Origin of the sequence: Caballeronia sp. GAWG1-5s-s, assembly GCF_023631445.1 — a bacterium.
Lineage (GTDB): Bacteria > Pseudomonadota > Gammaproteobacteria > Burkholderiales > Burkholderiaceae > Caballeronia.
In genome coordinates, this window is record NZ_JALQDC010000010.1 from 205,745 (window position 1) to 229,690 (window position 23,946).

Annotated in this window: 25 protein-coding genes and 1 pseudogene; 19 read left to right on the plus strand and 7 right to left on the minus strand. The window is 63.5% G+C overall.

Annotated features, from left to right (window positions below; all coding sequences use genetic code 11):
• Positions 1 to 63: 63 nt before the first annotated feature.
• The 4 genes from NCR34_RS10440 to NCR34_RS10455 form a co-directional block, all read right to left on the minus strand.
• Positions 64 to 1,821 carry a cation:proton antiporter gene (locus NCR34_RS10440; protein ID WP_248320325.1) on the minus strand — a complete coding sequence of 586 codons (1,758 nt, stop codon included), beginning with the start codon at positions 1,819 to 1,821 and terminating at the stop codon, positions 64 to 66.
• Between the two features lie 116 nt (positions 1,822 to 1,937).
• Positions 1,938 to 2,276, minus strand: coding sequence for a P-II family nitrogen regulator (gene glnK / locus NCR34_RS10445; RefSeq protein WP_008342452.1), 339 nt, complete (start codon positions 2,274 to 2,276; stop codon positions 1,938 to 1,940).
• Positions 2,277 to 2,406: 130 nt separating this feature from the next.
• A complete protein-coding gene (locus NCR34_RS10450; protein WP_250499794.1) occupies positions 2,407 to 4,461 on the minus strand; it encodes an NAD(+) synthase in 2,055 nt (684 codons plus the stop codon).
• Between the two features lie 70 nt (positions 4,462 to 4,531).
• Complete coding sequence (locus NCR34_RS10455) at positions 4,532 to 5,674, minus strand: GNAT family N-acetyltransferase (RefSeq protein ID WP_250499795.1); 1,143 nt, start codon at positions 5,672 to 5,674, stop codon at positions 4,532 to 4,534.
• 148 nt (positions 5,675 to 5,822) lie between these two features.
• Here NCR34_RS10455 and NCR34_RS10460 point away from each other — a divergent pair, with 148 nt between their 5' ends.
• Positions 5,823 to 6,122 (plus strand): GIY-YIG nuclease family protein, encoded by a 300-nt coding sequence (locus NCR34_RS10460; protein ID WP_250499796.1) that lies wholly within the window; start codon positions 5,823 to 5,825, stop codon positions 6,120 to 6,122.
• A gap of 87 nt (positions 6,123 to 6,209) precedes the next feature.
• Here the strand turns inward: NCR34_RS10460 and ppa are convergent, their stop codons facing one another.
• On the minus strand, positions 6,210 to 6,737 hold the full coding sequence (ppa, locus tag NCR34_RS10465) for an inorganic diphosphatase (RefSeq protein ID WP_175944678.1): 528 nt from the start codon (positions 6,735 to 6,737) through the stop codon (positions 6,210 to 6,212).
• 189 nt (positions 6,738 to 6,926) lie between these two features.
• Between ppa and NCR34_RS10470 the strand changes: the two genes are divergently transcribed.
• From NCR34_RS10470 to NCR34_RS10505, 8 genes are all read left to right on the plus strand, one after another.
• On the plus strand, positions 6,927 to 8,366 hold the full coding sequence (locus tag NCR34_RS10470; RefSeq protein ID WP_250499838.1) for an aldehyde dehydrogenase family protein: 1,440 nt from the start codon (positions 6,927 to 6,929) through the stop codon (positions 8,364 to 8,366).
• Positions 8,367 to 8,376: 10 nt separating this feature from the next.
• Positions 8,377 to 9,153 (plus strand): SDR family oxidoreductase, encoded by a 777-nt coding sequence (locus NCR34_RS10475; protein ID WP_206466777.1) that lies wholly within the window; start codon positions 8,377 to 8,379, stop codon positions 9,151 to 9,153.
• 393 nt (positions 9,154 to 9,546) lie between these two features.
• Complete coding sequence (gene urtA, locus NCR34_RS10480; RefSeq protein WP_248320331.1) at positions 9,547 to 10,854, plus strand: urea ABC transporter substrate-binding protein; 1,308 nt, start codon at positions 9,547 to 9,549, stop codon at positions 10,852 to 10,854.
• Positions 10,855 to 10,932: 78 nt separating this feature from the next.
• Entirely contained in the window at positions 10,933 to 12,549 is a 1,617-nt protein-coding gene (gene urtB, locus NCR34_RS10485; protein ID WP_250499797.1) for an urea ABC transporter permease subunit UrtB, read from the plus strand.
• Positions 12,550 to 12,552: 3 nt separating this feature from the next.
• Complete coding sequence (urtC, locus tag NCR34_RS10490; protein ID WP_250499798.1) at positions 12,553 to 13,743, plus strand: urea ABC transporter permease subunit UrtC; 1,191 nt, start codon at positions 12,553 to 12,555, stop codon at positions 13,741 to 13,743.
• Positions 13,740 to 14,624 carry an urea ABC transporter ATP-binding protein UrtD gene (urtD, locus tag NCR34_RS10495; RefSeq protein ID WP_250499799.1) on the plus strand — a complete coding sequence of 295 codons (885 nt, stop codon included), beginning with the start codon at positions 13,740 to 13,742 and terminating at the stop codon, positions 14,622 to 14,624. The genes urtC and urtD overlap by 4 nt, the downstream gene beginning before the upstream one ends.
• A 15-nt stretch (positions 14,625 to 14,639) precedes the next feature.
• The gene (urtE, locus tag NCR34_RS10500) at positions 14,640 to 15,332 is read left to right on the plus strand and encodes an urea ABC transporter ATP-binding subunit UrtE (protein ID WP_250499800.1); all 693 of its coding nucleotides are present in this window, start codon (positions 14,640 to 14,642) and stop codon (positions 15,330 to 15,332) included.
• 29 nt (positions 15,333 to 15,361) lie between these two features.
• A complete protein-coding gene (locus NCR34_RS10505) occupies positions 15,362 to 16,222 on the plus strand; it encodes an urease accessory protein UreD (protein ID WP_250499801.1) in 861 nt (286 codons plus the stop codon).
• Positions 16,223 to 16,374: 152 nt separating this feature from the next.
• On the opposite strand, the pseudogene NCR34_RS28335 reads toward NCR34_RS10505, so the two are convergent.
• A pseudogene (locus NCR34_RS28335) lies at positions 16,375 to 16,425 on the minus strand (hypothetical protein); the annotation flags it as partial.
• Positions 16,426 to 16,439: 14 nt separating this feature from the next.
• Between NCR34_RS28335 and NCR34_RS10510 the strand changes: the two are divergent.
• The 10 genes from NCR34_RS10510 (at position 16,440) to ureG (ending at position 23,634) form a co-directional block, all read left to right on the plus strand.
• On the plus strand, positions 16,440 to 17,195 hold the full coding sequence (locus NCR34_RS10510; RefSeq protein ID WP_502800069.1) for a transporter substrate-binding domain-containing protein: 756 nt from the start codon (positions 16,440 to 16,442) through the stop codon (positions 17,193 to 17,195).
• An 18-nt stretch (positions 17,196 to 17,213) separates the two neighbouring features.
• Positions 17,214 to 17,903, plus strand: a complete 690-nt coding sequence (locus NCR34_RS10515; RefSeq protein ID WP_250499803.1) for an amino acid ABC transporter permease — start codon at positions 17,214 to 17,216, stop codon at positions 17,901 to 17,903.
• Positions 17,900 to 18,550 (plus strand): amino acid ABC transporter permease, encoded by a 651-nt coding sequence (locus NCR34_RS10520; protein WP_250499804.1) that lies wholly within the window; start codon positions 17,900 to 17,902, stop codon positions 18,548 to 18,550. The genes NCR34_RS10515 and NCR34_RS10520 overlap by 4 nt, the downstream gene beginning before the upstream one ends.
• The gene (locus NCR34_RS10525; RefSeq protein ID WP_250472859.1) at positions 18,537 to 19,256 is read left to right on the plus strand and encodes an amino acid ABC transporter ATP-binding protein; all 720 of its coding nucleotides are present in this window, start codon (positions 18,537 to 18,539) and stop codon (positions 19,254 to 19,256) included. Before NCR34_RS10520 ends, NCR34_RS10525 begins: the two co-directional genes overlap by 14 nt.
• A gap of 89 nt (positions 19,257 to 19,345) precedes the next feature.
• Complete coding sequence (locus NCR34_RS10530; RefSeq protein WP_008342482.1) at positions 19,346 to 19,648, plus strand: urease subunit gamma; 303 nt, start codon at positions 19,346 to 19,348, stop codon at positions 19,646 to 19,648.
• A gap of 10 nt (positions 19,649 to 19,658) precedes the next feature.
• A complete protein-coding gene (locus NCR34_RS10535; RefSeq protein ID WP_250499805.1) occupies positions 19,659 to 19,964 on the plus strand; it encodes an urease subunit beta in 306 nt (101 codons plus the stop codon).
• A 16-nt stretch (positions 19,965 to 19,980) separates the two neighbouring features.
• Positions 19,981 to 21,687, plus strand: coding sequence for an urease subunit alpha (gene ureC, locus NCR34_RS10540; RefSeq protein WP_250499806.1), 1,707 nt, complete (start codon positions 19,981 to 19,983; stop codon positions 21,685 to 21,687).
• Between the two features lie 7 nt (positions 21,688 to 21,694).
• Positions 21,695 to 22,291, plus strand: coding sequence for an urease accessory protein UreE (gene ureE, locus NCR34_RS10545; RefSeq protein ID WP_248320341.1), 597 nt, complete (start codon positions 21,695 to 21,697; stop codon positions 22,289 to 22,291).
• The gene (locus tag NCR34_RS10550; protein WP_250499839.1) at positions 22,278 to 22,958 is read left to right on the plus strand and encodes an urease accessory protein UreF; all 681 of its coding nucleotides are present in this window, start codon (positions 22,278 to 22,280) and stop codon (positions 22,956 to 22,958) included. The genes ureE and NCR34_RS10550 overlap by 14 nt, the downstream gene beginning before the upstream one ends.
• A 25-nt stretch (positions 22,959 to 22,983) precedes the next feature.
• Complete coding sequence (gene ureG, locus NCR34_RS10555) at positions 22,984 to 23,634, plus strand: urease accessory protein UreG (protein ID WP_206466787.1); 651 nt, start codon at positions 22,984 to 22,986, stop codon at positions 23,632 to 23,634.
• Positions 23,635 to 23,710: 76 nt separating this feature from the next.
• Here the strand turns inward: ureG and NCR34_RS10560 are convergent, their stop codons facing one another.
• The gene (locus NCR34_RS10560) at positions 23,711 to 23,893 is read right to left on the minus strand and encodes a hypothetical protein (protein WP_250499807.1); all 183 of its coding nucleotides are present in this window, start codon (positions 23,891 to 23,893) and stop codon (positions 23,711 to 23,713) included.
• Positions 23,894 to 23,946: the final 53 nt, after the last annotated feature.

Here is a 23,946-nt window from a genome sequence, read left to right on the forward strand (position 1 = left end):
CACATTTGCTCACATTATCGGGAGCGATGTCACGCGCTCAGTAATCGTGCTCAGTGATCGTGCTCAGTGATCGCGCGGCTCCTGCAGCGTCTCGCGCAACGCGATCTGCATGGTCGCGTGGATCTTCACGCACCAGCGCCACAAGACGGTCAAGAGGAGCGCCACGCACAGCAGCACGCCGAGCATCAGGCCGAACGGCGGAAGAATGCCGCCCGACAGCGCGGCGACAAGCAGAAAGACGCCGAACATCGCGACGATCGGAATGAGGCCCGAAACGGCCGAGCGGATGGCGTGCGTGAAGCGCCCGGCTTTCGCCGGCTGCACGCTCACTTCGGCGAGCAGCAGCGCGAGCGATTCCAGCTTGCGATAAACCGCGACCAGAAACGGCAGGGCAATGACGAGCGCCGCGCTCCACAGCACCACGCGCTGCGCGTTGTCCGTTTCGAGCCAGCGCGCGAGATGGCTCGACGCGAACGGCGCCGCATACGATGCACCGAGAAAGATCGCGGCGACGAGCGCTAAATTCACGGCGATTTGCAACACGATGCGCCTCGTCATCGCGACGAGCGTCGCGCCCTCGGAGGCGGGCGCGAGGCTCGCGAGCCATTGCGAGTAAGCGCCGAAGGTCTGCGCGAGCGGCGCGGGCATCGCGCGGGCGAGGCGCAGCGTGAGCGGATCGGCGGCGCGCATCAGATAGGGCGTCAAGAGCGTCGTCAGCGCGGAGACGGCCACCGCGATCGGATAGAGAAAACTGCTCGTCACTTTCAGCGACAGCCCGAGGGACGCGATGATGAACGAGAACTCGCCGATCTGCGCGACGCTCATGCCGACGCGCATCGCCGTGCGTCCGTCCTTGCCCGCGAGAAAGCTGCCGAGCCCGCACGACACGATCTTGCCGAGCACCACCGCCACCGTGATGACGGCGATCGGCCACGCGTAATCGACGAGCACCGACGGATTGAGCAAGAGCCCGATGGTCACGAAGAAGATCGCGGAGAACATGTCGCGCACCGGCGCGATGAGATGCTCGATGCGCGCGAGGTGCTTCGATTCGGCCATGATCGCGCCGATCAAAAACGCGCCGAGCGCAATCGAATAATCGAGCTTGACGACCAGCAGACAGAAGCCGAAGCAGAAGCCCAGCACCGTGACGAGCAGCATCTCGTCGCTTTTCGACCGCGCCACGTAATCGAGCGCGCGCGGCACGACCACGATGCCGACCACGAGCGACACCGTCATGAAGAGCAGCAGCTTGCCGAGCGTCACCGCCGCCATGCCCGCGCTCACCGCGCCGGTCTGGGCGATGCCCGACAGCAGCACGAGCATCGCGATGGCGAGTATGTCCTCGACGATCAGAATGCCGAACACGAGTTGCGCGAAGCCCTCGCCTTTCAAGCCGAGTTCCGAGAGCGCCTTCACGATGATCGTGGTCGACGAAATGGCGAGCATCGCGCCGAGAAAGAGCGAATCCATCGCGCTCCAGCCGAACCAGCGGCCGATTTCATAGCCGATCCAGATCATCAGCACGATCTCGGACAGCGCCGCGACGAACGCCGTGGCGCCGACGCGAAAGAGTTTGCGCAGGCTGAATTCGAGCCCGAGCGAAAACATCAGGAACACGACGCCTAGTTCGCCGAGCGTCTGAATGGTGGCTTCGTCGTTGATGAGCTGAAACGGCGGCGTGTACGGCCCGATGATGACGCCCGCCACGATGTAGCCGAGCACGACCGGCTGCCGCAGGCGATGAAACAGCACCGTCACGACGCCCGCGATGGCCATGAGCACGGCGAGATCCTGAATGAAGCCGATCGCGTGGTGCATCGACTGATCCTTACAAAATGATTATAGGCAGTCGATGTTACAGCAGGAGATGCGCCTCCGTCGAAAACAAACGCCCGCTACGGTGAGCGGGCGTGGGATGCGAGAGTGCCGGACGATCAGACCGCCGCTTCGTTCTCCTCGCCGGTGCGGATGCGGATCACGCGCTCGACGTCGGCCACGAAGATCTTGCCGTCGCCGATCTTGCCGGTGCGCGCCGCGCCGATGATCGCGTCGATGACCTGATCGGTCTGATCGTTCGCGACGACGACTTCGATCTTCACCTTCGGCAGAAAGTCCACCACGTACTCCGCACCACGATAGAGCTCGGTGTGCCCTTTCTGGCGTCCGAAGCCCTTGACTTCCGTGACCGTCAAGCCCGTCAGCCCGACTTCGGCGAGCGCCTCGCGAACTTCGTCGAGCTTGAACGGTTTGATGATGGCGGTGATGCGTTTCATGGCGGACCTCGCTTCGGAAAACAGACGGTTCAGGAAAAGTGTCGTCGCTTGCGCGACCGATGCCTTCGATTCTAGCCGCCTTTCATCGAGTCATCGGCCGGGTTAACTGCGATAAGCGCGAGTTGCGCGCTCACTCGCTCTCCGGAACGCGTTCGAGATCGTTGAGCCAGACCGTTGCCTGCGAATCGCTCGGCGCGCGCCAGTCGCCGCGCGGCGAAAGCGAGCCGCCCGAGCCCACCTTCGGTGCATTCGGTATGCAGGACCGCTTGAACTGACTCGTGCGGAAGAACCGGTCGAGGAAGATGCGCAGATTCTTGCGGATATCCGCGAGCCCATACTGATTGCGCGCGACGTTCGGACCTTCCGGCCACGCGCCCGCCTCGCGGTCGCGCCATGCCGTGAACGCGAGGAACGCGACCTTCGACGGCGCGAAGCCGAAGCGGACCGTGTAGTACAGGTTGAAGTCCTGCAACTCGTACGGGCCGATCACGCTTTCCGTCTTCTGTTCGAGCGCGCCGCTCGCCTTGCCCGGAATGAGCTCGGGGCTGATGTCCGTGGCGAGGACGTTTTCGAGCACGTCGCTGCCCGCGTCGCCGATCTGGCCCGACTCCGCGACCCACCGCACCAGATGCGTGATGAGCGTCTTCGGCACGCTCGCGTTGACGTTGTAGTGCGACATGTGATCGCCGACGCCGTACGTGCACCATCCGAGCGCAAGCTCGCTCAGATCACCCGTTCCGACGACGATCGCGTTATGAAAATTCGCGAGTCTGAAGAGATGGCTCGTGCGTTCCCCAGCCTGCACGTTCTCGTACGTGATGTCGTACTGCTGGTTGTCTTCGCTGTGCGGATGGCCGATATCGGCGAGCATCTGCGTGCAGCTCGGACGAATGTCGATTTCCTCCGCCGTGCAGCCGATCACTTCCATCAACTCGCGCGCCTGCCTGAGCGTGCGCTCGCTCGTCGCGAAGCCCGGCATCGTATAGGCGAGGATGTTCGAGCGCGGCAGCCTGAGGCGGTCCATCGCTTTCGCGCAAACCAGCAGTGCATGCGTCGAGTCGAGTCCGCCGGACACGCCGATGACGACCTTCGAAATGCCCGACGAACGCAGCCGTTGCAGCAGCGCCTGCACCTGGATGTTGTAGACCTCGTTGCATCGCGCGTCGCGGCGGGCGGCATCGGCCGGCACATACGGGAAACGCTGCACGCGCCGTTCGAGCGGCAAGGTGCCGTCCACCGGCGCCGGCAGTTCGAATTCGACCACGCGGAACTGCGCGACTTCATCGGCGTGCCGCTGCGTCGATCGGCCGAACGTGGTTTGCCGCATGCGTTCGCGCGAGAGCCGTTCGAGATCGACATCGGCGAAGATGATGTGCGACTCGCCCGAGAATCGCTCGGATTCCGCGAGCATCTCGCCGTTCTCATAGATCAGGCCCTGCCCGTCCCACGCGAGATCCGTGGTCGATTCGCCCTCGCCCGCCGATGTGTAGAGATACGCGGCGATACAACGCGCGGACTGCTGCCCGACAAGCTGATGCCGATACGCCGACTTGCCCACGACGATATTCGACGCCGACAGATTCACGAGCACCGTCGCGCCCGCGAGCGCCGCGAACGACGACGGCGGAATGGGCACCCACACGTCCTCGCAAATCTCGACGTGGAAGCGGAAAAGCGGCAGGTTTTTGATCTGAAAGAGCAGCGACGCGCCGAAGGGCGCTTCCTGTCCGCACAGCGTGACCGTGTGCGTGGTCGCGGCATCGGCGGGACTGAACTGCCGTGCTTCGTAGAACTCGCCGTAGTTCGGCAGATAGCTCTTCGGCACGACGCCGCGAATGACGCCATCCGCGATCACGACCGCGCAGTTGAAGAGCTTGTGCTCGATGAGCAGCGGCATGCCGACGATCATCGCGACCTTGAGCGACTTCGATGCATCGACGATGCTTTGCAGCGCGTCTTTGCAGGCGTCGAGCAACGCGCGCTGATGAAAGAGATCGTCGCAGCTATAAGCGGACAAGCCCAGTTCGGGGAACGCGACGAGCACCGCGCCCCGCGCCGCCGCCTGCTGCGCCAGTTCGATGGTTCCGGCCGCGTTGAACGCGGGATCGGCGACCTTGCAGTTCGGAATCGCGACCGCGACGCGCGCGAAGTCGTGGCTATACAGATTGAAGAAGTTCTTGCTCATGGTCGTCGTTACCTTCGGCGCGTGGGAGCGTGGTTTGGCGGTGGAAAGAGCCGCAACGATTATCGCAGTTCTAGCCCTTCTTTCTGAACGGCGTGTGCGCTTCGAGTTCTTCGATGTGCTGATCCATCGCTTCCGTTTCGGCGTCGAGGAACTCGGCGATGGCTTCGCGGAACCGCTCGTCCGCGATCCAGTGCGCGGACCACGTCGGCGTCGGCAAAAGCCCGCGCGACATCTTGTGCACGCCTTGCGCGCCGCCTTCGAAGCGCGCGAGCCGGTGCTCGATGCAATATGCGATGCCCTGCATGTAGCACGTCTCGAAGTGCAGCCCCGAGATGAACTCGCGCGTGCCCCAGTAGCGGCCATACATGACATCGCCGCCGATCATGTTCAGCGCGCACGCGAGCCGCTGGCCGTCCGCTTCGGCGATCACGAGCAGCATGCTGTCGGGCGCATCCGCATGAATCCGGCCGAAGAATTCGCGCGAGAGATACGGCGCGTTCCAGTGCTCGCGGTACGTGTTCTCGTAGCAGTCATAGAAGAAGTCGAGCGCGCGCTCGTCGATTTGCGCGCCGCGCAGCCACGTGTACGTGACGCCCGCTTCCATCACGCGGCGGCGATCCTGCTTCACCTTCTTGCGCTTGTCGTGACTCATCGTCGCGAGGAACGCGTCGAAGCTCGCATAACCGTCGCCGGGCAGATTTTCCCAGTGAAACTGCACGCCCTCGCGCAGCATGTAGCCGGCGTCCGTGAGCGCCTCGATGTCCTGCGCATGCGGAAACAAAACGTGCAGCGACGAGATGTCGAGCCGGCGCGTCAGCTCGATCGCGCCGCGCGCCAGCAGCACGCGGTCCTCGTGCTCGGCGGCGATGAGCCGCGGACCCGTCACCGGTGAGAACGGCACCGCCGACAGCGCCTTGGGGTAATAGCGCAGGCCGTGACGCTCGAAGGCATCGGCCCACGCGTGATCGAACACGTATTCGCCGCGTGAATGCGACTTCAGATAGAGCGGCATGGCGCCCGCGAACTGCCCGCCGCGCTCCAGAATCAGATGATGCGCGCGCCAGCCGGTGCGCTTGACCGCGCAGTGCGTCTCTTGCAACGCGGACAAGAAGCCGTGCCGCACGAACGGATTGTCGCCGGCGAGCCGGTTCCAGTCGTCGGCCGGAATGTCGTCGAGCGTATCGACCACATGAATTTCGATCTCGCGATTCAAACAGGCACCCTCGCAGAATGGACCGATGGGCGCGTCTGCGCCCGAAAGCGGCTATTCTCGCGCAAGTCGCGCGAAGGCGTCGGGGCGCTCACGTGGCTGCATCGGCGATAATGCGCGGCATCGAAGTCTGCGAGCCATAAAACACGCGATGCCGTGGTTTCTCTATCTGATCGAATGCGACGACGGCAGTCTCTACACCGGCATCGCGACGGATGTCGAAGCGCGCTTCACCGCGCACGCGAGCGGCAAGGGCGCGCGCTATACGCGGGCGAAGAAACCGCTGCGCGTGGTGGCGTCGTTCGAGGTGGCGGGAAGATCGGAGGCGTCGCGCGCCGAGTATTGGGTCAAGCGCCTGCCGGTGCAGCAAAAGCGCGCGTTGATCGCGGGTGAGCGCACGCTCGATTCAGTGCTGCCGCGCGCGGAACCGGAGAGCGCGGAAAGCGGCTGATCCGCTTCGGGCCGCATCAAAACGAAAACGCCGCGCGCCCGGCGAGCGGACGGCGGCGTCTGATCACAACGCGGAAAAGTTGCGCGCTTACTTCTTGTAATTCGCGATGCCTTCCGTGATTTCCTTGTGTGCGGCGTCAATGCCCGCCCAGCCTTCCACCTTCACCCACTTGCCCTTTTCGAGCGCCTTGTACTGCTCGAAGAAGTGCTTGATCTGGTCCTTCAGGAATTCGGGCACGTCGTCCACGGACTTGAGGTTCGCCGTCATCGGGCAGACCTTGTCGTGCGGCACGGCGATCAGCTTGGCGTCCACGCCCGATTCGTCGGTCATCTGCAGCATGCCGAGCGCGCGCGCGCGCACGACCGAACCCGCGAGCAGCGGATACGGCGTGATGACGAGCACGTCGACCGGATCGCCGTCGCCCGACAGCGTCTGCGGAATGAAGCCGTAGTTGGCCGGATAGCGCATGCCGGTGCCGATGAAACGATCGACGACGAGCAGGCCCATGTCCTTGTCCGCTTCGTATTTGACCGGATCGCTTTGCGCGGGAATTTCGATGATGACGTTGAAATCCTGCGGGAGATCACGGCCGGGAGGTACGTTATTGAAGCTCATGAGCACTCTCTGGAGAAGTTGAGTTCGGAAACCGGGAAAACGGATGCGGCGCTCTGGGACGCGTCACGAATGTAACGCGGGCGCTGCGACGTGAAACACTCAGGCATTATAGCCAAAGGCGCCCCGGGAACCGGGTGCGTGATAATCGATTCGACCACAGTGAGCGAACGAACCGACAAGGAGACGCGCATGGAGGAAGCGAAGCATTTCATCGGCAACCAGTGGATCGCGGCATCGGGCGGAGAGACCATTCCCGTGGTCGATCCATCGGACGGGCAAGTGTTCGCGGAGCTTGCGCGCGGCACGAGCGCCGACATCGACCGCGCCGTGAGCGCGGCGCGCGCCGCATACGACGGCGTCTGGGGCGCGACGAGCGCAGCCGAACGCGGCCGCATTCTCGCGCGGCTCTCGATGCTGATCGCCGCGTGCCACGAGGAGATCGCGCAGATCGAAGCGCGCGACACCGGCAAGCCGCTCAAGCAGGCGCGCGCCGATGCGACCGGCATCGCGCGCTATTTCGAGTTCTACGCGGGCGCCGCCGACAAGCTGCACGGCGAGACGCTGCCGTATCAGTCCGGCTTCACCGTGCTGACCCTCCGCGAGCCGCACGGCGTGACCGGGCACATCGTGCCGTGGAACTATCCGCTGCAGATTTTCGGGCGCAGTGTCGGCGCGGCGCTCGCTGCCGGCAACGCGTGCGTCGTGAAGCCCGCCGAGGACGCGTGCCTCTCGCTGCTGCGCGTCGCCGAGCTCGCCGCCGAAGCGGGCTTGCCCGATGGCGCGCTCAACATCGTCACCGGCTACGGCCACGAAGCGGGCGCGGCGCTCGCGCGTCATCCGGGCATCGATCACATTTCGTTCACGGGCTCGCCCGCGACGGGCGCGGCCGTCACGAAGATGGCCGCCGACAACCACGTGCCCGTCACGCTGGAACTGGGCGGCAAGTCGCCGCAGATCGTTTTCGCCGATGCCGATTTCGACGCCGCCCTGCCCGTGCTCGTCGCGGCCATCGTGCAGAACGCGGGACAGACGTGCTCGGCGGGCAGCCGCGTGCTGATCGAACGCGCGGCTTACGAGCCGCTGATCGACCGGCTCTCGCAGGCGTTCGCGGCGCTGAAGGTCGGCCCGAGCAAGCTGGATCTGGACTGCGGCCCGCTCATCAGCGCGAAGCAGCAGCAACGCGTGTGGGACTTTCTCTCCGATGCGCAACACGACGGCATCGCGATGGCCGCGCATGGCGAAGTCGTCGCGGAAGCGCCCGAAGCGGGCTTCTATCAGGCGCCGACGCTTTTGCGCGACGTGCCGCCGACGCATCGCCTGGCGCGCGAGGAAGTGTTCGGCCCCGTGCTCGCCGCAATGCCCTTCGACGACGAAGCCGACGCGCTCAGGCTCGCGAACGGCACGGACTACGGCCTCGTCGCGGCCATCTGGACACGCGACGGCGCGCGGCAGATGCGTCTTGCGCGCCGCGTGCGCTCGGGGCAAGTGTTCATCAACAACTACGGCGCGGGCGGTGGCATCGAGTTGCCATTCGGCGGCGTGAAGCATTCGGGACACGGCCGCGAGAAAGGCTTCGAGGCGCTGTATGGCTTCACGACGCTCAAGACCATTGCCATCAAACACGGATAAAGGAGACGACATGCGACTGCAAGGCAAAACGGTAATCGTGACGGGCGCGGGCTCGGGTTTCGGCGAAGGCATTGCGAAGACGTTCGCGCGCGAAGGCGCGAACGTGGTGGTCAACGATCTGAACGGCCCGGCGGCCGAGCGCGTGGCGAGCGAGATCGCGCTCGGGTCGTCGTCATCGGCGACGCACGGACGCGCGATCGCGGTGACGGGCGACGTCACGAAGCGCGAGGACTGGCAGGCGCTCTTCGATGCCGCGATTCAGGACTTCGGCAGCGTGCAGGTGGTCGTGAACAACGCGGGCACGACGCACCGTAACAAGCCGGTGCTGGATGTCACCGAGGCCGAATTCGACCGCGTCTATGCGGTGAACGTGAAGAGCATCTACTGGAGCGTCGAGCAGTTCGTGCCGTATTTTCGCGAGCAAGGCGGCGGCGCATTCATCAACATTGCATCGACGGCGGGCGTGCGGCCGCGTCCCGGCCTCGTCTGGTACAACGGCAGCAAGGCGGCGGTGATCGTCGCGAGCAAGGCGCTGGCCGTCGAGCTCGGCCCGGACCGCATTCGCGTGAACTGCATTAATCCGGTGATGGGCGAGACCGGGTTGCTCTCCGAATTCATGGGCATGGAGGACACGCCCGCGAATCGCCAGAAGTTTCTCGCGACCATTCCGCTCGGGAGGTTGTCGACGCCGCAGGACATCGCGAATGCAGCGCTTTATCTGGCTTCGGATGAGGCGGAGTTTATTACGGGGGTCGCGCTGGAGGTGGATGGGGGGAGGTGTGTTTGAGGGTTGGCATGCGCTTTTGCCATCGAAGTTCGCGTCGGTCTGCTCGCGCCCGGTCTTCGGGCGCGGCGGCAGCATAGAAGGACCGGCGCGACGCCACCCAGCACGACAACGTCGCGTCGCTTGAGAAAGCGAGGCGCAAGAAAAATCAGTCCCGCACCGGAACAATGCAAGCCCCGTTGTCCGTGCACCAAACAGGGTCCAGCGAGCTATCACGCTTGCTAGACGAAGCCACCGCATATCCCCCGCAAACCCCCGCCCGCTCTAGCTTCAACCCCCATTGGCATACCCCTTGCAATTCCTTCCCCGCCGGTCAGTCGTCAACCACGTCAAAAGACCCGCCTCATCTCTGCTCCGCACGGAGCAACACAACATATCGGCAAGGGGAACACATCAATGAAACGACGCAGTCTGCTGAAGCTCGGCTCCATGTCGGGCGCGCTCGCCCTCGCAGGCCAGCTTCCCATTTCCAAAGCGCAAGCCGCGGATAACGGCCCGATCAAGGTCGGCGTGCTGCATTCGCTCTCCGGCACCATGGCGATCTCCGAGACATCGCTCAAGGACACCGCGCTCATGACCATCGCCGATATCAACAAGAACGGCGGCGTGATGGGCCGGCAGATCGAGGCCGTCGTCGTCGATCCCGCTTCCAACTGGCCCCTCTTCGCCGAGAAGGCGCGTCAGCTTCTCACGCAGGACAAGGTCGCCTGCGTGTTCGGCTGCTGGACGTCCGTCTCGCGCAAGTCGGTGCTGCCCGTGTTCGAGGAACTCAACGGCCTGCTCTTCTATCCCGTGCAGTACGAAGGCGAGGAGATGTCGCGCAACGTGTTCTATACCGGCGCCGCGCCGAACCAGCAGGCCATTCCCGCCGTCGAGTATCTGATGGGACCGGAAGGCGGCAGCGCGAAGCGCTTCTTCCTGCTCGGCACCGACTACGTGTACCCGCGCACGACCAACAAGATCCTGCGCGCCTTCCTCCACTCGAAAGGAGTCAAGGATGCAGATATTCAGGAGGTCTACACACCGTTCGGACATAGCGACTATCAGACCATCGTCGCGAACATCAAGACCTTCTCGCAAGGGGGAAAGACCACGGTCGTCTCGACGATCAACGGGGATTCGAACGTTCCGTTCTACAAGGAACTCGGCAATCAAGGGCTGAAAGCGACGGACGTGCCCGTGGTCGCATTCTCTGTCGGCGAAGAAGAATTGCGCGGCATTGACACGAAGCCGCTCGTCGGCCATCTCGCCGCATGGAACTACTTCATGTCGGTCAAGAACCCGAGCAACAAGAAGTTCGAAACGCAGTTCGCCGAATGGGTGAAGACGCAAAATCTGCCGGGCGGCGACAAGCGCGTGACGAACGATCCGATGGAAGCGACCTTCGTCGGCATTCACATGTGGAAGCAGGCCGTCGAGAAAGCGAAGAGCACGGACGTCGACAAGGTGCGTACTGCGATGATCGGCCAGACCTTCGCCGCGCCTTCCGGCTTCACGCTCACGATGGACGGCAATCATCATCTGCACAAGCCGGTGATGATCGGCGAAATTCGCGGCGACGGTCAGTTCAATGTCGTATGGAAGACGAAGACGGCAATCCGCGCGCAGCCGTGGAGTCCCTATATCGCGGGCAATCAGGGTAAGCCGGATATCGTCACCTCCATTCCGTCGTTCCTGCGGCGCTCGCGCGTGCGTGTGGCCTGACGCATCGGAAGCATGAAGCAAGGCCGCGCGTGACTCGACGTTGCGCGCGGCCGTTAAAGTCTCGTCAGAAAGGCCCTTATGAAAGGCTCCGTTGTGCTCCCCTTCTTTCGCGCGATGCTCGCGGTCTGCATCGCGCTTGCGCCGTTCGTGGCACACGCGCTGACAGCTGACGAACTCGCGCCGCTCGCGGGCGATGACTATCAGGCCAAGTCCGCCGCCATCGACAAGCTCATTGCAAACGCGGATGCGCCTTCTGTCGCGGTGCTCAACGCGCTCGCGGACGGTTCGCTCGTCGCCACCGATAACGGTCATGTCTATGTGCAGACCGAAGAGGGCAACAAGGACGCCATCACAGGCAAGATCACGGACGCGCCGGATGCGCAAGCGATCACGCTGAACAACCAGTTGCGCACGAAAGTGGCGGGCGCGCTGTCGGGCCTTCAACTCGCATCGCCGGACCTGGGCAAGCGCCGCGAAGCGGTGGCGGCGCTGTTGAAGAACCCCGACGCGTCGATGAAGCCGCTCATCGGTCGCGCCCGCGCCGCCGAGACCGATCCCGAGTTGAAGAAGCGCCTCGACACGCTTTGGGCGATGACCGCGCTGCATGATCCCGATGTGAACAAGCGCCTAGAAGCCGCGCAACTCGTCGCAGCCCGGCATGACCTCGATATGTACGAGTTGCTCCGCCCCATCGTCGCGAAGAAGACCGATGGCAGCTTCAACGAACCCGACGAGCGCGTGCGCGCGGCGGCGCAGGCCGGTATCGAAGCGCTCGACTCGATCCAGCGCCGCAGTGAGATAGCTGGAACGCTGTTCGCCGGTCTCTCGCTCGGCAGCGTGCTGTTGCTGGCCGCATTGGGACTGGCGATCACGTACGGCCTGATCGGCGTCATCAACATGGCGCACGGCGAATTCCTGATGATCGGCGCTTATGCGACCTATGTCGTGCAGAACCTCGTGCAGCATTACGCGCCTGCGGCGTTCAACTGGTATCCGCTCTTCGCGGTACCCGCGTCGTTCGTTGCGGCCGCGCTCGTCGGCATCGTGCTGGAAAGGCTCGTGCTGAAGCATCTTTATGGGCGTCCGCTCGAAACGCTGCTGACGACCTTCGGCATCAGTCTCATCCTCATTCAGGCGACGCGAACGATCTTCGGCGCGCAGAACGTGCAGGTCACCAATCCTTCGTGGATGAGCGGCGGCGTCGCCGTGATGCAGAACCTCATCCTGCCGTATAACCGCCTGACGATCCTCGCGTTCTCGCTCGCCGTGGTGCTGATTGCATGGGGCGTACTCACGCGCACGCGGCTCGGCCTGTTTGTGCGCGCCGTCACGCAGAATCGCCGCATGGCCGCGTGCGTCGGCGTGAAGACCGCGCGCGTCGATTCGTATGCATTCGCGTTCGGCGCGGGCATCGCCGGGCTCGGCGGATGCGCGCTCTCGCAGATCGGCAATGTCGGCCCGGACCTCGGGCAGAGCTACGTCATCGATTCGTTCATGGCCGTGGTGCTCGGCGGTGTCGGTCAGCTCGCGGGCACCGTGATCGGCGGCTTCGGGCTCGGTCTCGTCAACAAGGCGATCGAGCCGTTCTGGGGCGCGGTGCTCGCGAAAATCGCGGTGCTCGTGCTGATCGTGCTGTTCATCCAGAAGCGTCCGCAGGGCATGTTCGCCCTGAAGGGCCGCAGCGCGGAGGCCTGAACCATGACCGCCTCGACCAACATCAGCGCGAATCTGGACGTCGTGCCACAACCCGATGCAAGCGCCGCACGCGCAGGCTTCGCGCTCGGCCTGCCACCGCGCGCCGCGCTGTTGCCGCGCAACGGCTGGATCGCGTTGCTTGCGCTCATCGTTGCAATGGGCATCTGCGTGCCGCTCTCGGCGCTCGTGCTGCCGGAAACGAGCACGTTCCATTTGTCGGCCTACGCGATGACGCTTGTCGGCAAGCTCATGTGCTATGCGATCGGCGCGCTGGCGCTCGATCTCGTGTGGGGTTATTGCGGCATTCTGAGCCTGGGCCACGCACTGTTCTTCGCGCTCGGCGGCTATGCAATGGGCATGTACCTGATGCGCTCCATCGGACGCGAAGGCACGTATCAAAGCGATCTGCCGGACTTCATGGTGTTTCTCGACTGGCACAAGCTGCCGTGGTACTGGCAAGGCACGGAGCATCTCTGGTACGCGCTCTTGCTCGTCGTGCTGGTGCCCGGCGTGCTGGCCTGGGTCTTCGGCTTCTTCACGTTTCGCTCGCGCGTGAAGGGCGTGTATCTGTCGATCATCACGCAGGCCATGACCTTCGCCGCGATGCTGCTCTTCTATCGCAACGAAACGGGCTTCGGCGGCAATAACGGCTTCACGGATTTCAAGCGCATCGCGGGCTTTCCGATCACGCATGCGGGGACACGCACGGTCCTCTTCCTCATCACGTTCGCGGTGCTCGTGCTCGCGTTTCTCGTGGCGCGCTGGATCGTCACGTCGAAGCTCGGGCGCGTGGTGACCGGCGTGCGCGATGGCGAGGCGCGGCTCATGTTTCTCGGCTACAGCCCGCTCGCGTACAAGCTCTTCATCTGGACCGTATCGGCCGTGCTGTGCGGTATCGCGGGCGCGCTGTACGTGCCGCAAGTCGGCATCATCAATCCGAGCGAGATGTCGCCCGCGAACTCGATTGAAATGGCGATCTGGGTAGCGGTCGGTGGACGCGGCACGCTCATCGGGCCGATCATCGGCGCGTTCGCACTCAATGGCGCGAAGAGCTTCTTCACGGCTTATTTCGCGGAGTATTGGCTCTTTTTCCTCGGCCTCATCTTCACGCTCGTGCCGCTCTTGTTGCCGAACGGAATCATGGGTCTCATCGAACTCGCCCGCCGCAAGACGCAAGGAGACGCCGCAGAATGACCGTGCATCATGCATTGATCGTCGACTTGCCGCCGATTCCTCAGGCGCCCGGCGTGAGTGAGCCGGGGCACAAGAACATCAACGTCAACTCCGGGCTCGGCCATGTGCTCAAGCCCGGCGAGATCGACGTATCGCATGGAACGATTCTCTATCTGGAAGACGTGACCGTGAGTTTCGACGGCTTTCGCGCGCTCAACGAGCTCACGCTGTCCATCGACGTGGGCGAGTTGCGCTGCGTGATCGGTCCCAACGGCGCGGGCAAGACCACGATGATGGACGTCATCACCGGCAAGACGCGCCCCGATGACGGCCGCGTGTTTCTCGGGCAGACGTTCGATCTCACGCGCATGTCGGAACCTGTGATCGCGCGCACGGGCATTGGACGCAAGTTTCAGAAGCCGACTGTCTTCGAGAATCATCCCGTGTGGGAGAACCTCGAACTCGCGATGAAAACGGACAAGCGATGGTTCGCGTCGTTGCGCGCGCGGCTGGATCGCGCGGCGCAGGCCCGCATCGAAGAGACGCTCGAACTGATCCGCCTGCAGCATCAGGCTACGCGTCTTGCCGGCGAGTTGTCGCATGGACAAAAGCAGCGTCTCGAAATAGGCATGTTGCTCATGCAGCAGCCCGCCCTGCTTCTGCTCGATGAACCCGCTGCCGGCATGACCGATCGCGAAACCATGGAGCTCGCGGAATTGCTGAACACGCTACGGGGTTCATGTTCGATGATGGTCGTCGAGCACGACATGGAGTTCGTCGCGGCGCTCGCGGGCGACAGCGGCAAGGTGACGGTCATGGCCGAAGGCAGCGTGCTCGCCGAAGGCACGCTCGATAGCGTGAAGCGCGACGAGGCCGTGATCGAATCGTATCTTGGCCGTTGATACCGGAACCACTCAATGCTCGAAGTCGAATCGCTCAATCAGTATTACGGCGGCAGTCACATTCTGCGTGACGTGAAGATGACCGTGCCCGAGGGCAAGCTCACCGTGCTGCTCGGCCGCAACGGCGTGGGCAAGACCACATTGCTGCGCTGTCTCATGGGCGTGGTGCCTTCAAAGAGCGGCAGCATCAAATGGCGCGGCGCGAAGATCTCGTCGATGCCCACGCATGCGCGCGTCGCGAGCGGTCTCGCTTATGTTCCACAAGGCCGCGATATCTTCGGGCGTCTGACGGTGGAGGAGAACCTGCTCGTCGGCGCCGCGAGCCGCAAGGCGCCTTCGAAGATTCCCGATCACATCTACGCGCTTTTCCCCGTGCTGCGCGAGATGAAGCATCGGCGCGGCGGCGATCTGTCGGGTGGTCAGCAGCAGCAGCTCGCCATCGGCCGCGCGTTGATGAGCCAGCCGCAACTGCTCATTCTCGATGAACCGACCGAAGGCATCCAGCCATCCATCATTCGCGATATCGGCCGAACGCTGCGCCAGCTTGTCGATGAAATGGGCACGACAGTGCTGCTCGTGGAGCAGTATTACGACTTCGCACGCGAGCTCGCGGACCACTATTGGGTGATGAGTCGCGGCGAGATCGTCGCGGGCGGCGCGGGATCGGAGATGGAAGCGCATGGAGTGCGCGAGCTGATCGCCGTATGATGGTGGACCGCTCATAACGCACTGTTTCCATGCATCACGAATCTCACGCGGCGCTCGCTCATCCCGATGTCTGGCGCGGCACGCTCGAACTCGGCTTTGCCCGGCAGCATGGCCGCACGGTATGCGCGCATCGCAAGCATGAAGGTCCGCTGCGCGTGCAACGGCCGCTCTATCCTGAAGGCGATATCTGCCACGCGGTGATCGTGCATCCGCCGGGCGGCGTCGCGGGTGGCGATCGCCTATCCGTCGATGTAAAGCTCGGCGAACACACGCATGCGGTCATCACGACACCCGGCGCGACCAAGTGGTACAAGGCGAACGGCAAGCTCGCGACACAGCGTATCGACGTTCATCTCGGGCGACACGCGAAGCTCGACTGGCTTCCGCAAAACAACATCGTGTTCGAATCGTCGAATGTGGAGCTTGCGTTCAACGTCACGCTCGACGAAGGCGCAACCGCCATCGGCTGGGATGCGATGCTGCTCGGCCGCGCCGCCGCCGGCGAACGCTGGACGCAGGGGCACATCAAGGCGGTGTCGCGTATCGCGCATAGCGATGGACGCACGCTGTGGTTCGAGCGCGCGCTGATCGATGCGAACGATCCTTTGCGCGATGCATCACAAGGACTCGCGGGCTATCCCGCCTATGGCACGCTATGGGCCGTCGGGCCCGCATGCGACGACACGTTGGCCGAGGCTCTCACCGCGCAGTTGCCGTTCAAAGACGAAATGCGCGCGGGGGCATCGTGCGTCGCGCCGGGCGTATTGATCGTGCGCGCCATCAGCCGTTCGATGGAGCCGCTGCAACGCGCGTTGACCGATTGCTGGACTCAACTTCGTCCGCTCGTGCATGGCGTCGCTGCGCAACCGCTCAGATTGTGGACCACTTGAGCACGCACCATCGCGGCGCATGAGCGCGCCCCGCGTGTGTGCGCAAGGCCGTGTAACCAGCCAGGCAACGCCGATGGCATAAGGCTTTCGCGTCGATGGCACGGCTCTCGCTTACGAGCATGGCTCCAAGAGCCGCGCATGCAACGCGGCCATCACAAAGCCTGAAGGATCATCCATGCCGAAGCTCTTCTTCCGTGCGCGACGCACCGCGCTCGCCATCCTCGCGGTCACGCCGCTTTTCGCCTTCACGGCTCCGGCAAACGCCGACGCGCTCGATACCATTGCCAAGAGCGGCACCCTGCGCGTGGCCGTGCCGGAGGACTATCCGCCGTTCGGCTCGGTCGGGGCCGACATGCAGCCGCAAGGCTATGACGTGGACATGGCCGCATTGCTCGCCAAGTCGATGAAGGTCAAGCTCCAGCTCGTGCCCGTGAATAGCGCGAACCGCATTCCGTATCTCACGACGAACAAGGTCGATCTGGTGATCTCGTCGCTCGGCAAGACTCCCGAGCGAGAGAAGGTGCTGGACTTCTCGACGCCTTATGCGCCCTATTTTCAAGGGGTTTTCGGTCCCGCCGACATCAAGGTGGGCGGCCCGGCCGATCTCACCGGCAAGACCGTGGGCGCGACGCGCGGCGCGCTGGAAGAGATCGCGCTGTCGCAAATGGCGCCGAACGCCACCATCAAGCGCTTTGAAGACAACAACGCGACCATCTCCGCTTTTCTCTCGGGACAGGTTCAGTTGATCGCGGCGGGCAATATCGTCGCCGCGGCGATCCTCGCGAAGAATCCGCCGCGTCGGCCTGAAGCGAAGTTCATCATCAAGGATTCGCCCTGCTTCGTCGGCATGAACAAGAACGAGCCGCGCTTGATGGCCAAGGTCGACGACACCATCGCGCAGGCTAAAAAAGACGGCACGCTCAACGCCATGTCGAAGAAGTGGTTCGGCCAGCCGCTGCCTGCCAGCCTGTAACGCAAGGCGCTTCATCGCATGGCCTATCAACTTGAATTCGCCGACTTCGCGAATTACGCGGGCATGTTTGCGAGCGGCGCGGCGACGACGCTTGCGTTGACCGCCATCTCGACGGCGCTTGGCGTATCGCTCGGCGTGACCGGCGCGGCCGCTCGCGACAGCGATCGCGCGTGGCTGCGTTCGCTCGTCGGCGGCTATGTCGAAGCGATTCGCAACACGCCCTTCATCGTGCAACTGTTTTTCGTGTTCTTCGGGCTGCCCGCGCTCGGCATTCATCTGAGCGAGTATGTCGCTGCCATTGTCGCCATGACGTTGAACCTCGGCGCGTATTCCATCGAGATCATTCGTGCGGGCATCGCGGCCGTGCCGAAGGGGCATCACGAAGCGGCGGCATCGCTTGCGATGTCGCGCAATGAAGCCTTTCGGCATGTCGTGCTGCCACAGGCGCTCGCCAAGGTCTTTCCCGCGCTCACGAGCCAGATCGTCATCACGATGCTCGGCTCCGCCGTGGTCTCGCAGATTTCCGTGCCCGATCTGACGTATGCCGCGAGCTATATCCAATCGCGCAACTTTCGCGCATTCGAAACGTGCTTTCTGGTCACCGCTTCGTATCTGGCGCTCGCGCTCGTCCTGCGCGTGGCGCTCAATGCTGCAGGCAAGCGTCTTTTCATGCCTGCCGTAAGCGCCAACAGAGGCCACGCGCGATGATCGAATTCACCCTCGCGCAAATCTTCGAGAACCTGCTGCTGGCCGCGCGCTGGACCGTCGTGCTGTCGATCGTATCGTTCGTGCTCGGCGGCATCGTCGGCTTCGCGCTCCTGGTGATGCGCGTATCGAAATACGAAGTCCTGCGCGCGCTGGTGAAGGGCTACATTCAGGTCTTTCAGGGCACGCCGCTCCTGATGCAACTGTTCCTCGTCTTCTTCGGGCTGCCCTTGCTCGGCATCGATGTGTCGCCCTGGGTTGCCGCCACCGTCGGGCTCACGCTATTCACGAGCGCCTATCTCGCGGAAATATGGCGCGGTGCGGTGGAAGCGGTGCCCAAGGGCCAGTGGGAAGCATCGTCCAGTCTGGCCATGAGCTATTTCGAGCAGCTTCGTCATGTGATTCTTCCGCAGGCCACGCGCATCGCCGTGGGGCCGACGGTCGGCTTCGCCGTGCAGGCGGTGAAGGATACGGCGCTCGTCTCCATCATCGGCTTCACGGAACTCACGAAGGCCGGCACGATGATATCGAACGCGACTTTCCGCCCGTTTCTCGTCTATGGACTCGTCGCGATCATCTACTTCGTTCTCTGCTATCCGCTGACGCGCTATGCGCGCACGCTCGAAAGGAAATGGCATGCCGCTCGTTGAAACGCGCAATCTACACAAGCACTTCGGCTCGAATCAGGTTCTGAAGGGCATCGACTTCTCAGTCGAGCGCGGGCAAGTGGTGTCGATCATCGGCAAGAGCGGCTCGGGCAAGAGCACGCTGCTGCGCACGCTCAATGGTCTGGAGAGCATCGACGAAGGCTCGATCGAAATCGACGGCGAGCATATCGACGCGCGCCGCGCCGACTTGCGCGCGCTGCGGCTCAAGGTCGGCATGGTCTTTCAGCAATACAATCTCTTTCCGCATCTCACGGCCGGGCAGAACGTGATGCTCGCGCAAACGGTCGTCAAGAAGATTCATAAGGCGAAGGCGCGCGCGACCGCGCATACGGTGCTGGAACGCGTCGGCCTCGGCGACAAGTTCGATGCCTATCCGGAGCAGTTATCCGGCGGACAACAGCAACGCGTCGCCATTGCGCGCGCGTTGGCGATGAATCCGAGCGTGCTCTTGTGCGATGAAATCACGTCCGCGCTCGATCCCGAACTCGTCGGCGAAGTGCTGGCCGTGGTCGAAGACCTTGCGCGCGATGGCATGACGCTCATCATGGTGACGCACGAGATGCGGTTCGCGCGTAACGTGAGCGACAAGGTCGTCTTCATGCATCAGGGACGCGTGTGGGAATCCGGCGCGCCCGAGCAGATCTTCGAGCGGCCCGCGAGCGTCGAGCTGCAACGCTTCATTCAATGACAAGCCCGCTGAAAGCTCGCTCACAAAGCGGTCCAAAAAAGGAAAGCAAGTGCTAGCATGACGAAGCCCATCGCCTACACAACAAGTTCATGAAACTCACGCCTCGCGAAAAGGACAAGCTTTTGATCTTCACGGCGGCGCTGCTCGCCGAACGGCGCCGCGCGCGCGGCCTCAAGCTCAATCATCCGGAAGCCGTCGCGTTCATCTCCGCCGCTTTGATGGAAGCCGCGCGCGATGGCAAGACCGTCGCTGAAGTCATGCATTACGGCACGACGCTGCTCACGCGCGACGACGTCATGGAAGGCGTGCCCGAGATGATCCCCGACATACAGATCGAAGCCACGTTCCCCGATGGCACGAAGCTCGTGACCGTCCACCATCCCATTCCTTGAGACGCACGCGATGATTCCCGGCGAATATCTGATCGACGACGGCGAGCACGAACTCAATGCAGGCCGCGAGACCGTGTCCGTCGTCGTCGCGAACAGCGGCGACCGGCCGGTGCAGGTTGGCTCGCACTACCACTTCTACGAAGTCAACACGGCGCTCGTCTTCGACCGCGAGAAGACGCGCGGCTTTCGGCTGAACATCGCGGCGGGCACTGCCGTGCGCTTCGAGCCGGGACAGGAACGCACGGTCGAACTCGTCGCGCTCGCGGGCGATCGTCACGTGTACGGCTTCAATGGCCTCGTAATGGGCCCACTCTGATCAGGACATCAACGACATGACGCTACGCATCGGCCGCCGCGCATACGCGGAAATGTTCGGCCCGAGCACCGGCGACCGCGTGCGCCTTGCGGACACCGATCTCATCATCGAAGTCGAACGGGACTTCACCACGTACGGCGAGGAAGTGAAGTTCGGCGGCGGCAAGGTGATTCGCGACGGCATGGGCCAATCGCAACGCACGTCCGCCGATGTGGTCGATACCGTCATCACGAATGCGCTGATTCTCGATCACTGGGGCATCGTGAAGGCCGACATCGGCATCAAGAGCGGACGCATCTTCGCGATCGGCAAGGCGGGCAATCCCGACATCCAGCCGAACGTGACCATCGCGATCGGCGCGGCCACCGAAGTGATCGCGGGCGAAGGCATGATCGTGACCGCGGGCGGCATCGACACGCATATCCACTTCATCAGCCCGCAGCAGATCGACGAAGCGCTCGCGAGCGGCGTCACGACGATGCTCGGCGGCGGCACCGGCCCCGCGACGGGCACGAACGCGACGACCTGCACGCCGGGGCCGTGGCACATGGAACGCATGCTGCAAGCCGCCGATGGCTGGCCGATGAACCTCGGCTTTCTCGGCAAGGGCAACGCGAGCCTGCCCGAGCCGCTCATCGAGCAAGTGAAGGCCGGCGCCATTGGGCTCAAGCTGCACGAAGACTGGGGCACGACGCCCGCGGCCATCGACAACTGTCTCTCCGTCGCGGACGACACCGACACGCAAGTCGCCATCCACACGGACACGCTGAACGAAGCGGGCTTCGTCGAAACGACGGTGGCCGCGTTCAAGGGCCGCACGATCCACACGTATCACACGGAAGGCGCGGGCGGCGGTCATGCGCCGGACATCATCAAGGTGTGCGGCGAGCCGAACGTGCTGCCCTCTTCCACCAATCCGACGCGGCCCTACACCGTCAACACGCTGGACGAGCATCTCGACATGCTGATGGTGTGCCATCATCTGGACCCGTCGATTGCGGAGGACATTGCGTTCGCGGAGTCGCGCATTCGCCGCGAGACCATCGCGGCCGAGGACATTCTTCACGATCTCGGCGCGCTCTCGATGTTGTCGTCCGACTCGCAGGCAATGGGCCGCGTGGGCGAAGTCATCATCCGCACATGGCAGACGGCGCACAAGATGAAAGTGCAGCGCGGCGCGCTACCCGAAGACAACGCGCGCAACGACAACTTCCGCGCGAAACGCTATGTCGCGAAGTACACGATCAACCCTGCGATCACGCATGGCATCGCGCATGAAGTGGGTTCCATCGAGCCGGGCAAGTGGGCCGATCTCGTCTTCTGGGAGCCGGCGTTCTTCGGCGTGAAGCCCGCGATGATCGTCAAGGGCGGCATGATCGCGCTCGCGCAAATGGGCGATCCGAACGCGTCCATTCCGACGCCGCAGCCGGTGCATTACCGCGAGATGTTCGCGACGCGCGGAGGCGCGCTCGGCAAGACATCGCTCACGTTCGTGTCGCAACTGGCGATGGAGTCGCGTATAACCGATCGTTATGGCCTGAAGAAACAGGTCGTCGCCGTGAAAAACTGCCGCAATGTGACGAAGGCCGACATGATTCACAATGCATGGCAGCCGTCCATCAGCGTCGATCCGCAGACCTATCAGGTGATCGCGAACGGACAACTGCTCACTTGCGATCCCGCCACCGTGCTGCCGATGGCGCAACGCTACTTCCTGTTCTGATCGTCTCATGCGTACCATCGACAAACGCCTTACCGCCAAACTGGCATCCGTGCTCATCAAGCGCGCGCCCACGCTGACGCTCGCTTTCGACGCGCGCTGCAAGAGCCGGCTCGCCGCCACGCTCGACAACGGCGAGGAAGTCGCGCTCGTGATGCCGCGCGGCACCGTGCTCGCGAATGACGACGTTCTCGTGGCCGACGACGGCGGCCTCGTGCGCATCATTGCAGCGGCCGAAGACGTTCTCGTCGTGCGCGCGGTAAATCCGCTCACGCTGATGCGCGTGGCCTATCACCTCGGCAATCGGCACACGCCTGTGGAGATCCACGCGGATCATCTGAAGCTCGAAGCCGATGCCGTGCTCGAAGACATGGTCGCGCGGCTCGGCGCCACCGTGACGCGTGAATCGCAGCCGTTCCAGCCGGAAACCGGCGCGTATGGCGGCGGCCATAAGCATGGTCATGACGAAACCTTCAGCGAAGACTATGCGCTCGCGCAGAAGGTTTATCACGAGCATCACGGGCACGACCATTCGTCATGCGGACATGATCATTCGCATGACCACGCGCATGGACACCACCATCACCACGGTCATGCGCACGACTGAGCTCACTGCGCTCCTGCACCTCGCGTCGCCGGCGCTGCCTATCGGCGCGTTCAGTTATTCGCAGGGGCTCGAAGCCGCGATCGAACACGGCTTCATTCGCGATGCCGACACCACGCGCGAATGGATCGCAAGCGGTCTCTCGAACGTGCTTGCGCGCGGCGAACTGCCTTTCATCGCGCATCAAATGGAACGCTGGCGCGCGCACGATGCAGCATCGCTCGCGCATGCGAACGACGAGTACATCGCAAGCCGCGAGTCCGCCGAACTGCGACGCGAGACCGAGCAGATGGGATGGTCCCTCGCGCAATTGTGCGCATCGCTCGAATGGGGCGATGCGGCGCGCCGTGAAACGCTCGCCGCGATGAAGCCCATCGCGCAGCCGACAGCGTTCGCATTCGCCGCATATGCCCACGATGCCGCGCCCGATGCCGCGCTTGCCGCGTATGCGTTCAGCTGGGTCGAGAATCAGGCGGCCGCCGCGTTGAAGGCCGTGCCGCTCGGTCAACTCGCGGGCCAGCGCATCATCGTCGCGTTACGCGGGCCGATAGACGAAGCGGTGGCTCGCGCGCTGGTTACATCGCCCAATGAGATCAACACATTCGCGCCGCAACTCGGCATTCTTTCCGCGCGGCACGAGTCGCAATACTCGCGGCTCTTTCGCTCGTAACTTCTCTGCTTAGAACCGATATCGCATGAATGCTCCCGCTTATTCCGCCGCCGCTCGTCGAACGAAGAAACTGCCGCCGTTGCGCGTGGGCGTCGGCGGGCCGGTCGGCTCCGGCAAGACTACGCTGCTTGAAATGCTCTGCAAGGCGATGCGCGATCGCTACGATCTCGTCGCCATTACGAACGACATTTACACGAAGGAAGATCAGCGGCTCTTGACCGTCGCGGGCGCGCTGCCCGCAGAGCGAATCATGGGCGTGGAGACGGGCGGCTGCCCGCATACCGCGATTCGCGAAGACGCGTCGATTAATCTCGAAGCGGTGGATCGCATGGTGTCGCGCTTTCCGGATGCGGATATCGTGTTCATCGAATCGGGCGGCGACAATCTGGCCGCGACGTTCAGCCCCGAGCTCTCGGACCTGACCATCTACGTAATCGACGTGGCGGGCGGCGAGAAGATTCCGCGCAAGGGCGGGCCGGGCATCACGAAGTCGGATCTGCTCGTCATCAACAAGACGGACCTCGCGCCTCACGTCGGCGCGAATCTGGACGTCATGGCGTCGGATGCGAAAAAAATGCGTGGCGAGCGGCCGTTCGTCATGTGCAATCTGAAGGCGCTCGAAGGGCTCGATAGCGTGATCGCGTTCATCGAAAAGAAGGGCCTGCTCATCGGCTGAATGCCGCGCAGCCACCGGCGAACGGTGTCGCCGGTGGCCGCGCAGTTCCGGCTAACAAACAGTTCAGCGAAACAGTTCAGCGCGGCCCGTGCCGCTGCTTCGCGCCGCCGCCCGCGCCGTGGTCTTTCCCGGCCTTGGTGTGATTCGCCGCATGCTGGCCGCTTGCGGGCTTCCTGCTGCTCGTCGTCGCAGGCTTGCCGGACTGGTTTTCTGCCTTGACGTCCTGCTCGGTCTTGCTGGTGGGCGGAGCTGTCTTCATGCTGGAGTCCTCTTCGTTCGCACAACGTTGAAGGGTCGATCTGCGTCTGCCGG